The organism is Trinickia sp. LjRoot230 (assembly GCF_964253315.1).
In the GTDB taxonomy this organism is placed as follows: domain Bacteria; phylum Pseudomonadota; class Gammaproteobacteria; order Burkholderiales; family Burkholderiaceae; genus Trinickia.
This window is the reverse complement of record NZ_CAXUQX020000001.1, coordinates 2,156,229-2,168,189: the sequence shown is the minus strand read 5'-3', so window position 1 is coordinate 2,168,189 and position 11,961 is coordinate 2,156,229. Positions and strand designations below refer to the sequence as shown.

Here is an 11,961-nt window from a genome sequence, read left to right as displayed (position 1 = left end):
GTCACCCCCTTCACCCCCGCGCGCGCCGCTGCTGTCGACCGCGGATGCGCTTGCGCTGCTGCTTGCCGCCGCCCGGCCCGTAACGGGCAGCGAAACGGTGCCGACGGTCGAGGCGCTGAACCGCGTGCTTGCCGCCGACGTCGTCTCCGGTTTAGACGTTCCACCGATGAACACGAGCGCGATGGATGGCTATGCCGTTCGCAGTGCAGAGTTGCTGCATGGCGACCGGTGTTTGCCGGTTTCGCAGCGCATTGCGGCCGGGCATCCTTGTCTGCCGCTTACGCCGGGCACGGCGGCTCGCATTTTCACCGGCGCGGCGGTGCCGGAAGGTGCCGACGCGGTGGTGATGCAAGAGCAGACGCAAGCCGTCGGCGAAACGGTGCAGATTCTGCATACGCCGAAGCCCGGCGAATGGGTGACCGTGCAAGGGGCCGACATCCGACGCGGCTCGGTGATCCTGCCGGCGGGCACGCGCTTGATGCCGCAGGCGCTGGGCTTGGCTGCGTCCATCGGCTGCGCGCAGCTATCGGTAACGCGGCGCGTCAAGGTAGCGGTGTTTTTCACAGGCGACGAGCTGACGATGCCGGGCGAACCGCTGGCGCCGGGCGGCATTTACAATTCGAACCGCTTTACGTTGCGGGGACTGCTCGAACGCTTCGGCTGCGAGGTGACCGATTACGGCATCGTGCCGGACCGGTTCGACGCGACGCGCGCCGCGCTTGCCGACGCAGCCGGCGCTCATGATCTCATTTTGACGTCGGGCGGCGTGTCGGTGGGCGAGGAAGACCATGTTCGGCCGGCCGTCGAGGCACTGGGCCGGCTGGATTTGTGGCAGATCGCGATGAAACCGGGCAAGCCGCTCGCGTTCGGTGCAATACGCCGGCCGCGCCGGCCGGCCGGGGCAAAAGCGGAGTCTGCTGACGCGGAGGCGTTTTTCATCGGACTCCCGGGCAACCCGGTATCGAGCTTCGTGACGTTTTTGCTGTTTGTCCGGCCGTTCCTGCTGCGCTTGGCCGGTGTGCGCGATGTGGCGCCCCGGGCACTGTCGCTGCGTGCCGACTTTACGCAGTCCAAAGCCGACCGGCGCAACGAATTCCTGCGCGCCCGCGTGAACGCCGCGGGCGGCCTCGAACTGTTCCCGAACCAGAGCTCGGCCGTGTTGACTTCGACCGTATGGGGCGACGGCCTCATCGATAACCCACCGAACCACGCAATCAGCGCCGGCGAAACGGTGCGCTTTTTGCCTTTTCCCGAGTTGCTCGGTTGACGGGCACCGAACGACGAAGAGCCGCCATCGAATGAAGATCGAACTCAGATATTTCGCAAGCGTGCGCGAGTCGTTGGGGCTCGCGCAGGAATCGGTGGAGTTGCCGGCGGACGTGCGTACCGTCGGCGACGTCCGCGTCTGGCTGCGCGCCCGTGGCGGCGCGTGGAGCGACACGCTCGCCGAGGGGCGTGTGCTGCGCATGGCCTGCAACCACGCGATGACCGATGCCGCGACGCGCCTGACAGAAGGCTGCGAGGTCGCATTTTTCCCGCCCGTGACGGGCGGATGAACGCTATTGCCTCGGTAGATGACAGGAGCCGCAGATGATCGTCCGTGTCCAAACCGCCGATTTTGATTTGACCGCCGAGGTGTCGGCGTTACGGGCGCGCAACCCGAAGGTTGGCGCTGTTGCCTGTTTCGTCGGCACCGTGCGCGATCTGAATGAAGGCGACATGGTCGCCGCGATGGAGCTCGAGCATTATCCGGGGATGACCGAAAAATCGCTTGAAGCGATCGCGATGGAGGCGCAGCAGCGTTGGCCCGGCTCCGAGGTGCTCATTGTCCACCGCGTGGGCAAACTGTATCCGCTCGATCAGATCGTGCTGGCAGCGGCGAGCGCGTCGCACCGGCATGAAGCCTTCGCCGCCTGCGAGTTCGTGATGGACTATCTCAAGACGCAGGCACCATTCTGGAAAAAAGAAACCACGCCCACCGGCGCCCGCTGGGTTGACGCCCGCGTAGCCGACGACGAGGCGTTGGCGCGCTGGGGCATCGCAGCCGGTAACGCCGAGACGCATCAGACGCAGCGTTAGATCAAAGGGCGCTGGCGCCCCGATTCATGCAAAGCGCTTGCCGCGTATTACCGTTTGAGGCGTGTTGCGCGCTGGAACGATACTTTGGAGTAGGGCCTGCTGCTCGGGCGGCGCCGTGTAATCCCAGCCGAAACGGCTCAGTTGCAGGCTTTGGGCGATTCGCAGGGCCGGCTCCATGAAGCGGACGGCGGCGGCTGGCTCGAAACGCTCGCAGACGGTGTCGAGGAACAAGTGCAGCCAGCGGCTGAAGTGGCGCGGTTCGAGGCCTTCGATTGGCTGGTGCGCCTGCTGCACGTTACCACGGTAGCCCTTGTCGCCTAGCACCAGGCTGCACCAGAATAGACACATTTTCGGCATATGCTGATCCCAGCGCCCTGCGAGTACGGCGTCGAATACGGGGCCCAGCACTGCATCGCCGCGAATGCGGTCGTAAAAAGCGTAGACAAGTTCGCGAATGTTCGTTTCTGTCGGCTCGACGTAGGGAATGAACGCTCGAGCGTCAGAGGGCGGTGGGGTTTTCATCGTGAATCCAAATGAGGCGCGCTGCAAAATGGCGTCCCGCGCAGCGTAAATGTAACGTATACATTTCGTCTTTCGCACTACGGTCTGCGGGCGATCTGAAGACCGCCGGGGAGCACGCCGGCACGTGACGCCGGAGGAAGAGCGGTTGGCGGTCGAGCGCGTGCACGGCCAAACCTAAACGTCTGTCAGCCGCTTGTTCAGGCCGCTTCGCAGATTGATGCCGAATTGGACGTAGGCCTTTAGCCCGCACAGCGTGTAGGTCCAGCCCGCGTTCTGACCCAAAGCACGTTTGACGCCGTCCTCGGTCATCTCAAAGCTGGAATCCTTTATCGTGACGACGGTTGCATCGGCGCCGTCCGGTTCGAAAGTGATCGTCGTGCGCAGCTTGTGACCGAGGGCGGAAGACTCGTAGACGATCTCCTTTCCCGTCTTCACGCTGATCACGTCGATCTCCACCTTCGTGCCAACGTCGTCGAACGACCAGGTTATCCGGCGCCCCTCTTCGATCGGTCCGCTCGCGCTGCTGATGAAGTACTCGGACAATTTGGCGGGATCAACGACTGCATCGAAAACCTCGTCGACGGGGCGGAGAATTCTCTCGCGGACATTCACATCGAAAGACATGTCAGTTCCTCCTGGACAATTGCCATTGAACATTATTGCCGTGGGTCAGCTTCGCGGGTGAAGTTAGCTGGCCGGGGCGTTGATCGGCAATTACGCGGCGCCAGCCAGTCCACCCCTTTTCCACCATGCTAACCTCCTGTGCGATCAATGCGTGGCACTGCGATTTTTTGCGAAACGGTTGCCTCGACGCCGTTCAGGATCAACGAAACGCCGAAGGCGAAGCTCGCGTCGAAATCCCACGTCAAAGGCAGCTCAAGCCGCTCGGTGGTCGTATAGCCGCGGCCGGCGATGCGCTCCGTTCGGATCGTTTCCGAAGGTTCGAGATCTGGAATTGGACGGGTTTGATAGGCTGCCTGCGCAAGCGTGAACCCGGTCAAAAGGAAGTAAGTTCGCAGGCTATCAACGTCATCGAGCCCGGCCTCATGAAGCGCCCGCAACGTGACTTCCATGGGGGCGAAAACGCTTTCCGGCGCAGCGCCATCAAACTCGAGGAGGCGTGGCAGCCCCGGATGCTGGAGGCAAAGTCTTCGAAGCGCTTCGAAGCGCTTCGAAGCAATGCTGAACGCGATCACGCCAGTCTGCCTGTCCCCCATCGAATTTGACAGTGCTTATGACGGTGTCCGCAACGGCTAAAAGGAGGTCGCAGCTTGCTGCTGAAATGATTGTAAAGTGCCATTGGCGTGACGTGGAGGGCATCAGCCAAGCTCCACATGCTGATCGCATCTGCGCCGCTCTTGTCGATGAGCGCCAAGGCCGCGTCCACCACCTTCTGCCGCGTGAGATCGCGAGGCTTTCGTGGTGAGGGGGCCGCGTCACGATTTCCTGGTTTACGAGCGGATGGCACGTCCGTCCGCCTCCAACGAATCAGGACCAGAGTCATGGATAAAAATGCGAGGATATGGAGGCCCGCGCGCGCCACATGGGAATACTCCCATATGTTTCGCATGTGCTTCCAATCTGCATCTGGCGCAGAAAACATGCCGAAGAACATCTTGCTCATGCCGGTCAGATTCGTGTCTTTCAGCCAAGCGGCATTAATGGGGTGCGTGACCATCCAGTACGTAGCGTGACCGATCAGGACGAAGCCGAATGCCGCGGCGGACCACCAGAATCGCTCGATTGTCGTGGGCGTCATGGCGATCAGAGCGGCAAGCGCCACCATCCCGCCAAACTCGCCGATGAGGCCACCTGTTGTGAAGCCAGGATAGTAGATCGCCTGCACCGCCCGACATGTCGGCTCATCGAGCCGGAGCTTGCCTGGAAATTCCAACGCGTGCGCCAACGACAAACCCATTGTCACTGCCACGAGGAAGAGCGCTATCACGGAAAGGATTGTGAGCATCCAACTTGAGCCGATTTTCGAAGGGTCGACTATATATACACCGTAGACATACGCCGTAGAATTGCAAGCCTTGGCTTCGAGTTGATGGCGTTCAGCGTCGGCGCGGGCGCCGAGGTGCAAAGGCCGCTGGCGACGGTGCACTCGCGGCCACGATGCGGGTGCCGGTGCGCAGCGTCATCGCCCCGCAGCAGCGGGCGCAAAAGCAGATGCCGGTGACCAATGTCGGCCCGCCTACGGCCATTGGCGGCATCATCTTCGGACTGTGCGCCTTGCGCGAGCGCTGCACCGCCTCGAACTCCGCCTCCGAGACGATGGCGGGCACTTCGACCTCGGAGCTAGCCTCTTGCAGCAGGCGATTTTGAACCGCACCTAGGCAGCCGGAGCGTAACGGCTCACCACGATGCCGCATTCATAGGCCTTTGAGCCAAGCAGGCGGAGCTTGCGGAAGCCAGCTTGGTCGAAGATGCGGGTTCCGCCGCCAAGGACTGCCGGATTGATGTAGAACTGGAGCTCGTCCACCAGCCCGGCCGCAATCAATGCCGAGGCAAAACCCGCCCCACCGAAGACAGCGATGTTGCCGCCCTCCTTAGCCTTCAACGTGCCAACTTCACGCGGGAGGTCTCCGCTTGTGACCACTGTACGTTCCCATCGGGACTCTTCCAGCCTGTCGCTCGGCACCACCTTTTGCACATCGATGATACGCTGCGCGAAGGCATAGAACGGGTCCTGCGGATATCTCTTCGCCGCATTGCCCCAATGGGACAGATAGCCTTCCTCCGCCATCTTGCGGCTCAACAATATGGTGTCAATGGACTGGAAGTGAGCGTTGAAATCCCTCTTGAGCGCCTCGTCCCAACGGTTGTCATCACCCCAGCCCCAAACCTGCCAGTCGTGGTCGCCGTCGGCGCCAACAAAGCCGTCGACCGACATCTGCATCTGAAGAATGAGCTTTCTCATTTTCGGAATCCTTCCGCTCTATAGATGGTTGCCAATTCAGGCGGTGTGCCGTGATGCGATGCGATGCGGACCAACTCGGCCCTGCCAACGCTTTACAATTGGAGCCGTTGACGCCCGATTGTAATGATGTCAATAGTAAAGTGGTTTTAAAATGGCCCGAAGAAATCAGGCAGGTCAGCCTTATCAATCTGTCGCTCGAGGTGATCGGCGGCCGATGGGAGAGCAATCCGGCGCGCCTTGAAAAGCTGATGGATCAGCTTCTGAACCGGCGCGAAGAATGGGCGGCAGAACGCCGCTTGCATGCCACCGAGAAGGAGCGTCGCGCGACCGAGGCAGAGGCCAAGCCGGCGCGGCTTTACGAAGCGATCGAGATCGGCTCGGTGGATATGGGCGACGCATTGCTCAACACGCGGATCGCAGAACTGACCACCATCCGCGATCAGGCGCGCGGTGACGCCGAGCGGGCGGTGACGCATGTCGAGCGGATCGGTCCAGAGATCACGCCACAAACGCTCGGCACCTTCGCCCGAGCCGTTCGCCGCAAGCTGCGGCATGAGGATGGCACCTATGCCCGAAACCAGATTCGCGCGGTCGAGCAGCGGGTGGAAGTGGTCAGCAAAACGAATGTCTGTATCCGCAGCAGCCGCACGGAATTACTGCGAACCCTCACCGCTACCTCTGGCGTGAAGCGGCGGTGCTAGGGACTCGCGGTTTTGGACCGAAATGGCGCGCCATACCAACCAAATCAACCAATCGGCCATGCGGGAAACGTCGGGAAAAACGCCGGGCAACCGTAATGCAGCATTCATTGCATAATCACGCATTCTGAATGCACATTATGGTCAAGTCGCTGGATACACAACCCTTTGCAGGGCGGGGTTTTTCACACTGTATAAGATGGCCTTGCCGGGCAGGCCAACACGAGCACAGCCATGAGACTGACCGACTACACCGACTATGCACTGCGCGTCATGCTGTTTTTGGCCGTGCGCCGGGAAGGATTGGCGACGATCCAAGACATCTCCGAGGCCTACGGCATCTCGAAGAACCATCTGATGAAAGTGGTGCAGCAACTGGGTGAGCTCGGCTGGATCGACACCATTCGCGGACGACACGGCGGTTTGCGGCTCAACGACAAGTCGCTGCGGCTGACGATCGGCGAGGTCGTCCGTGCCACGGAGACCGACTTTGCGCTCGTCGGCTGTCTCGAACGCGAAGGCAGCCACGAACGCAAGTGCGTCATCGAGCCGCAATGTCAGCTGCGGCACGTGTTCGAAGCTGCGCGCGGCGCGTTCCTTGCGGAACTCGATCGGCACACGCTCGCTGAACTCGTCGAACCGGCCGCGCAACTGGCCGCGCTGCTGGCGCCGCCGGTTCAGCTTCGGCTACCACCCGGCGAGCGCAAAACGGGCACCATTCCGATTACTGCTGCGGCGGCCGACGATAGTTGATCTGGCACGCTTGAAACGAGCGGCTCGCCCCTCATGTTGGTGGTAGTCAAAATTGGAGGTCTCTTCATGAGAATCGACAAATTCACCACCAAATTTCAGGAAGCGCTGGCCGACGCACAGAGCATCGCTGTCGGCCGCGGCAATCAATACCTGGAGCCGGTGCACGTGCTGGGCGCGCTGATTGCGCAGGAGGACGGTTCGTCGCGTTCGCTGCTCTCGCGCGCCGGCGTGCATACTCAGGCGCTGCAGACGGCAGTCAACGAGGCGATTTCGCGTTTGCCACAAGTGCAGGGCACGGACGGCAACATTCAAGTGAGCCGCGAGCTCAACGGCCTGTTAAACCAGGCCGACAAGGAAGCGCAGCAGCTCAACGACACCTACATCGCGAGCGAAATGTTTCTGCTCGCGATAGCCGACGACAAGGGTGACGCCGGCAAGCTCGTGCGCCAACATGGCCTGACGCGGCGTGCGATCGAAGCCGCGGTGGCCGCGGTACGCGGCGGCGCGCAGGTGCATAGCGCCGAAGCCGAGAGCCAGCGCGAGGCGCTGAAGAAATATACGATCGATCTGACCGAACGCGCGCGTGCCGGCAAACTCGATCCGGTGATCGGCCGTGACGACGAAATTCGCCGTGCGATCCAAATCCTGCAGCGGCGCACAAAGAACAACCCAGTGTTGATCGGCGAGCCGGGCGTGGGCAAGACTGCCATCGTCGAAGGGCTTGCGCAGCGGATCGTGAACGGTGAGGTGCCCGAATCGCTCAAGAGCAAGCGTGTGCTGTCGCTCGATATGGCCGGCTTGCTCGCTGGCGCGAAATATCGCGGCGAATTTGAAGAGCGGCTCAAAGCCGTGTTGCACGATATTGCCCGCGATGAAGGGCAGACCATTGTTTTCATCGACGAAATTCATACGATGGTCGGTGCCGGCAAGGCGGAAGGCGCGATAGATGCGGGCAACATGCTCAAGCCCGCGCTCTCGCGGGGCGAGCTGCATTGCATCGGCGCGACGACGCTCGACGAATATCGCAAGTACATCGAAAAGGACGCGGCGCTCGAGCGGCGCTTTCAGAAGGTCCTCGTCGACGAACCTTCGGTCGAGGCGACCATTGCCATTCTGCGCGGGCTGCAGGAGCGCTATGAGCTTCACCACGGCGTCGAAATTACTGACCCGGCGATTGTCGCTGCGGCTGAGCTTTCACATCGCTACATTACCGACCGCTTTTTGCCGGACAAGGCAATCGATTTGATCGACGAGGCTGCGTCGAAGATCAAGATGGAAATCGATTCGAAGCCCGAGGAGATGGACCGTCTCGATCGGCGGCTGATTCAGCTCAAGATCGAACGCGAAGCGGTGAAAAAGGAAAAGGACGAAGCGTCGCAAAAGCGTTTGCAATTGATCGAAGAGGAAATTGAACGGCTCAATCGCGAGTACTCCGATCTCGACGAAATCTGGACTGCCGAAAAAGCGGCGGTGCAGGGCAGCGCGCAACTGAAGGAAGAGATCGAAAAGACGCGTGCCGAGATTGCCCGTCTGCAGCGCGAAGGCAAGCTCGAGAAGGTCGCGGAATTGCAATACGGCACGTTGCCGGGGCTCGAGGCGCGCCTCAAGCAGGTCACGCAAGCCGAGGCTTACGAACAGCACAATGTCGAACGCCCGCGGCTTTTGCGTACGCAAGTCGGCGCGGAGGAAATCGCGGAGGTCGTCTCGCGGGCAACCGGTATACCGGTTTCGCGGATGATGCAGGGCGAGCGCGAAAAACTATTGCAGATCGAAACCAAACTGCATGAGCGCGTCGTCGGTCAGGACGAAGCGATCAGTGCCGTCGCTGACGCCATTCGTCGTTCGCGCGCCGGGCTTGCCGATCCGAATCGCCCGTACGGCTCGTTCCTGTTCCTCGGCCCGACCGGGGTGGGCAAGACGGAACTCTGCAAGGCGCTGGCCTCGTTCCTGTTCGATTCGGAAGAGCATCTTATCCGCATCGACATGAGCGAATTTATGGAAAAGCACAGCGTGGCACGTTTGATTGGCGCGCCGCCGGGCTATATCGGCTATGAAGAAGGCGGCTATTTGACCGAGGCCGTGCGCCGCAAGCCGTATAGCGTGATTCTGCTGGACGAAGTCGAAAAAGCGCATCCGGACGTGTTCAACGTCTTGCTGCAGGTGCTCGACGACGGCCGTATGACCGACGGGCAGGGGCGCACCGTCGATTTCAAGAACACGGTGATCGTGATGACGTCGAATCTCGGCTCGCAGATGATTCAGGCCATGTCCGGCGACCCGCAAGAAATGATCAGGGATGCGGTCTGGACCGAGGTCAAGGAGCATTTCCGTCCCGAGTTCCTGAATCGAATCGATGAGGTGGTCGTGTTCCATTCGCTCGATCGGAAGAACATCGAATCGATTGCGAAGATCCAACTCGCGCGCTTGCAAGACAGGCTCGCGAAGCTCGAAATGCAACTGGTGATTTCGGACGAGGCGCTCGAGCGGATTGCGAAGGTCGGCTACGATCCGCTTTTCGGTGCGCGGCCGCTCAAGCGCGCGATTCAGCAGGAGATCGAAAATCCGGTCGCCAAGCTGATCCTGGCCGGCAAGTTCGGACCTAAAGATGTCATTCCTGTGGAAGTGGAGGATGGCGAATTAGTGTTTGAACGCGTCGTTCACTGATTGGAACGACACTCGACGGGCGGCCGATCCGGTCGCCTTTTTTTGCATCGCATGTACAAATTGCTTGACTTCGTGTGCACTCGAAGTCTTAACGTTGGGGGTGTCATGTCAGAAGCGCTCACGATTGGCCGCATGGCTACCGAGCTCGGCGTCACGACGCATACGTTGCGTTATTACGAGCAGGCGGGCTTGATTTTGCCCGTTGCGCGCACGGATGCCGGCCACCGGCTTTATGCGCGGGCGGACATCGAATGGCTGCGTTTCGTGATGCGTCTGAAGGCAACCGGGATGTCGATTGCGGGGATGCAGGCGTTCGCCGCCTTGCGGGCCCGAGGCAACGAGACGGTGGGCGAGCGGCTGGCGTTGCTTGTCGAGCATCGCAAAGGCGTGCTCGACGAACTCGCGCAATTGAAGGCGAATCTGAAGGTGATCGAAGACAAGATCGATCATTACGAGACGCTTGCCGCTGACATGACGAATCGAGTGGAAACAACCGAATCGAAACCGAACCCGACCAAGGACTTGCGATGGAACACACCGACACGAACGCTCTCGAAAACCAACGCTACGCGCGGGGATGGGACAAGCTGAAAGAGATCGACGGCGAGGCCGGCGAGCAAGTTATTGCGGCACTCGCGCCGATTGCACCGGATTTCGCTCGGCTTGTAGTCGAATTCCCGTTCGGCGATATTTACAGCCGCCCGGGGCTTGACCTCAAATCACGCGAGATTGCGACGATCGCCGCGCTCGCGGCCCTCGGCAATGCTCAGCCCCAATTGAAAGTGCACATCGTCGCGGCGCTGAACGTGGGGTGCACGCAAGAGGAGATTGTCGAAGTCTTCATTCAGATGGCCGTCTACGCGGGTTTCCCGGCCGCGCTCAATGCGCTTTTCGCGGCGCGGGAGGTTTTCGCCGCGCGTGAACAGGCACATCAGGCGGAATCGACCGCCGCTGCTTGCGAGGCCTGATACGCCCGCTCGCGGCGCACGCTGATCGTGCGCCAGTGCAGGAAGAGGCCCGCGCCGGCGGCCGCCAGGCTCGCCGCGTTCGCGGCCCAAAAGCCGCGTGCGCCGGTGAGCCACTGCGGAACACCGCCGCCGATGTTGAAACCGAGTAGGTAGCCGCCACCGAGCCCGACGCCCCACAGCGCGATCGCATAGATCACCGTCGGCACGACGGCGACTTTGTAGGCGCGCAGCACGAATGCGCTCGCCGTCTGGAACGTGTCGAAAATGTGATAGACGAGCATGATCGGCATCAGCGGCATCGCTGCTGCGATGACAGCCGCGTCGGTCGTGTAGCCGGCGAGGATGGCGGGGCGCAGCAACAGCGCCACCAACGCGTACACGCACCCTACAGCACAAGCCATCACGATGCCGTGCCGCGCGAGCGTGCGCGCCGCGTCGTGCTGATTGGCGCCAAGCGCGTGCGCGACCAGCGTCGACGTGGCGATCCCGATCGACATCGGCGTCATATAAAGTACCGCGCCGAAGTTACCGGTGATCTGATGTCCTGCCAGCGTCGTCGTGCCGAAGCGTGCGATGAAAAGCGCCATGAACGTGTAAGACGTGACTTCGATTAGATACGAGAGCCCCATTGGCACGCCGAGCTTGAGCAGCGCCGCCTGTCGCGACAGGTCGGGCCAGCAAAAACGCGCGAAGATGCCGAACGGCGCGAACTCTTCGAACCTTGCAAGCAGCAGCAAGCCAATCGCCGCAAGCCCGATGTTGATGATCGTGCTGGCGAGCGCGCAGCCCGGGCCGCCGGACGGTGGCAGGCCCAAGCCTCCGAAAATGAACCACAGATTCAGTGCGACTTTGACGAAGAGCGCGCCAATTTGTAGGATCATCACAAGGCGCGGTTTTCCGACGGCGTTCGCAAGCGCGGAATAGACGCGAAAGAGCAGGCTCGCAGGCAGGCCGAACGCCGCGATGCGCAAATAAAGCTCGGTGCGCTCGTAAAGCGCAGGCGGCACGTGCGCGATCGTTAGTAGCGGGCCGGGGAAGAACATCACGGCAAAGCCGAGCACCGAAAGCCCTGCGGCGAGCCACAGCGCTTGCCGCACTTCTTCGCCGATTTGCGCATGATGCCGCGAGCCGAAGAGCTGGCCGGCAATGGGCTGCAAAGCGAGCACGACGCCGGTGAGGCCGACATAGACTGACACATAGATCGACGAGCCGAGCCCCAGCGCGGCGAGATCGACCGCCGAATAGCGGCCCACCATCACAGTGTCGATCACGCCGAACGCGATGATGGCGAGTTGCCCGATCAGCACGGGCCAAGCGAGGCTGGCGATCCTGCGGATGTCAGCAAACATCGCGC

15 protein-coding genes are annotated in these 11,961 nt (G+C 61.3%); 8 read left to right on the top strand and 7 right to left on the bottom strand.

The window, feature by feature from the left end; translation table 11 throughout:
* Nucleotides 1-28 precede the first annotated feature (28 nt).
* The 3 genes from ACSQ20_RS10125 to ACSQ20_RS10115 are packed head-to-tail and all read left to right on the top strand — an operon-like array spanning nt 29 to nt 2,079.
* Entirely contained in the window at nt 29-1,267 is a 1,239-nt protein-coding gene (locus tag ACSQ20_RS10125; RefSeq protein ID WP_436023030.1) for a molybdopterin molybdotransferase MoeA, read from the top strand.
* A 31-nt stretch (nt 1,268-1,298) separates the two neighbouring features.
* Nucleotides 1,299-1,556, top strand: coding sequence for a molybdopterin converting factor subunit 1 (gene moaD, locus ACSQ20_RS10120; RefSeq protein ID WP_436019483.1), 258 nt, complete (start codon nt 1,299-1,301; stop codon nt 1,554-1,556).
* 34 nt (nt 1,557-1,590) lie between these two features.
* Complete coding sequence (locus ACSQ20_RS10115) at nt 1,591-2,079, top strand: molybdenum cofactor biosynthesis protein MoaE (RefSeq protein ID WP_436019481.1); 489 nt, start codon at nt 1,591-1,593, stop codon at nt 2,077-2,079.
* A 24-nt stretch (nt 2,080-2,103) separates the two neighbouring features.
* Here ACSQ20_RS10115 and ACSQ20_RS10110 read toward each other — a convergent pair whose 3' ends face one another.
* From ACSQ20_RS10110 to ACSQ20_RS10085, 6 genes are all read right to left on the bottom strand, one after another.
* The gene (locus ACSQ20_RS10110) at nt 2,104-2,601 is read right to left on the bottom strand and encodes a group III truncated hemoglobin (RefSeq protein ID WP_436019479.1); all 498 of its coding nucleotides are present in this window, start codon (nt 2,599-2,601) and stop codon (nt 2,104-2,106) included.
* Nucleotides 2,602-2,775: 174 nt separating this feature from the next.
* On the bottom strand, nt 2,776-3,225 hold the full coding sequence (locus ACSQ20_RS10105) for an SRPBCC domain-containing protein (RefSeq protein ID WP_436019477.1): 450 nt from the start codon (nt 3,223-3,225) through the stop codon (nt 2,776-2,778).
* 128 nt (nt 3,226-3,353) lie between these two features.
* Complete coding sequence (locus ACSQ20_RS10100) at nt 3,354-3,818, bottom strand: TetR/AcrR family transcriptional regulator C-terminal domain-containing protein (protein WP_436019475.1); 465 nt, start codon at nt 3,816-3,818, stop codon at nt 3,354-3,356.
* Nucleotides 3,794-4,567, bottom strand: a complete 774-nt coding sequence (locus ACSQ20_RS10095) for a TetR/AcrR family transcriptional regulator (RefSeq protein ID WP_436019473.1) — start codon at nt 4,565-4,567, stop codon at nt 3,794-3,796. Before ACSQ20_RS10095 ends, ACSQ20_RS10100 begins: the two co-directional genes overlap by 25 nt.
* A gap of 91 nt (nt 4,568-4,658) precedes the next feature.
* Nucleotides 4,659-4,889, bottom strand: a complete 231-nt coding sequence (locus ACSQ20_RS10090) for a hypothetical protein (protein ID WP_436019471.1) — start codon at nt 4,887-4,889, stop codon at nt 4,659-4,661.
* A 47-nt stretch (nt 4,890-4,936) separates the two neighbouring features.
* Complete coding sequence (locus ACSQ20_RS10085; RefSeq protein WP_436019469.1) at nt 4,937-5,524, bottom strand: dihydrofolate reductase family protein; 588 nt, start codon at nt 5,522-5,524, stop codon at nt 4,937-4,939.
* A gap of 98 nt (nt 5,525-5,622) precedes the next feature.
* Here ACSQ20_RS10085 and ACSQ20_RS10080 point away from each other — a divergent pair, with 98 nt between their 5' ends.
* The 5 genes from ACSQ20_RS10080 (at nt 5,623) to ACSQ20_RS10060 (ending at nt 10,607) form a co-directional block, all read left to right on the top strand.
* Entirely contained in the window at nt 5,623-6,225 is a 603-nt protein-coding gene (locus ACSQ20_RS10080; RefSeq protein ID WP_436019467.1) for a hypothetical protein, read from the top strand.
* A 231-nt stretch (nt 6,226-6,456) separates the two neighbouring features.
* Complete coding sequence (locus ACSQ20_RS10075; protein WP_436019465.1) at nt 6,457-6,975, top strand: RrF2 family transcriptional regulator; 519 nt, start codon at nt 6,457-6,459, stop codon at nt 6,973-6,975.
* Nucleotides 6,976-7,041: 66 nt separating this feature from the next.
* Nucleotides 7,042-9,639: an ATP-dependent chaperone ClpB gene (gene clpB / locus ACSQ20_RS10070; RefSeq protein ID WP_436019463.1), complete on the top strand. Its 2,598-nt coding sequence runs from the start codon at nt 7,042-7,044 to the stop codon at nt 9,637-9,639.
* Between the two features lie 105 nt (nt 9,640-9,744).
* Complete coding sequence (locus ACSQ20_RS10065; protein ID WP_436019461.1) at nt 9,745-10,230, top strand: MerR family transcriptional regulator; 486 nt, start codon at nt 9,745-9,747, stop codon at nt 10,228-10,230.
* The gene (locus ACSQ20_RS10060; RefSeq protein WP_436019459.1) at nt 10,167-10,607 is read left to right on the top strand and encodes a carboxymuconolactone decarboxylase family protein; all 441 of its coding nucleotides are present in this window, start codon (nt 10,167-10,169) and stop codon (nt 10,605-10,607) included. Before ACSQ20_RS10065 ends, ACSQ20_RS10060 begins: the two co-directional genes overlap by 64 nt.
* Here ACSQ20_RS10060 and ACSQ20_RS10055 read toward each other — a convergent pair.
* Entirely contained in the window at nt 10,571-11,956 is a 1,386-nt protein-coding gene (locus ACSQ20_RS10055) for an MATE family efflux transporter (protein WP_436019457.1), read from the bottom strand. The genes ACSQ20_RS10060 and ACSQ20_RS10055 overlap by 37 nt on opposite strands.
* Nucleotides 11,957-11,961: the final 5 nt, after the last annotated feature.

Coding starts and splice junctions, on each gene's coding strand:
- moaD (WP_436019483.1), top strand. CDS start 1,299: ATGAAGATCGAACTCAGATATTTCGCAAGCGTGCGCGAGTCGTTGGGG.
- ACSQ20_RS10115 (WP_436019481.1), top strand. CDS start 1,591: ATGATCGTCCGTGTCCAAACCGCCGATTTTGATTTGACCGCCGAGGTG.
- ACSQ20_RS10110 (WP_436019479.1), bottom strand. CDS start 2,601: ATGAAAACCCCACCGCCCTCTGACGCTCGAGCGTTCATTCCCTACGTC.
- ACSQ20_RS10105 (WP_436019477.1), bottom strand. CDS start 3,225: ATGTCTTTCGATGTGAATGTCCGCGAGAGAATTCTCCGCCCCGTCGAC.
- ACSQ20_RS10100 (WP_436019475.1), bottom strand. CDS start 3,818: ATGGGGGACAGGCAGACTGGCGTGATCGCGTTCAGCATTGCTTCGAAG.
- ACSQ20_RS10095 (WP_436019473.1), bottom strand. CDS start 4,567: ATGCTCACAATCCTTTCCGTGATAGCGCTCTTCCTCGTGGCAGTGACA.
- ACSQ20_RS10085 (WP_436019469.1), bottom strand. CDS start 5,524: ATGAGAAAGCTCATTCTTCAGATGCAGATGTCGGTCGACGGCTTTGTT.
- ACSQ20_RS10075 (WP_436019465.1), top strand. CDS start 6,457: ATGAGACTGACCGACTACACCGACTATGCACTGCGCGTCATGCTGTTT.
- clpB (WP_436019463.1), top strand. CDS start 7,042: ATGAGAATCGACAAATTCACCACCAAATTTCAGGAAGCGCTGGCCGAC.
- ACSQ20_RS10065 (WP_436019461.1), top strand. CDS start 9,745: ATGTCAGAAGCGCTCACGATTGGCCGCATGGCTACCGAGCTCGGCGTC.
- ACSQ20_RS10060 (WP_436019459.1), top strand. CDS start 10,167: ATGGAACACACCGACACGAACGCTCTCGAAAACCAACGCTACGCGCGG.
- ACSQ20_RS10055 (WP_436019457.1), bottom strand. CDS start 11,956: ATGTTTGCTGACATCCGCAGGATCGCCAGCCTCGCTTGGCCCGTGCTG.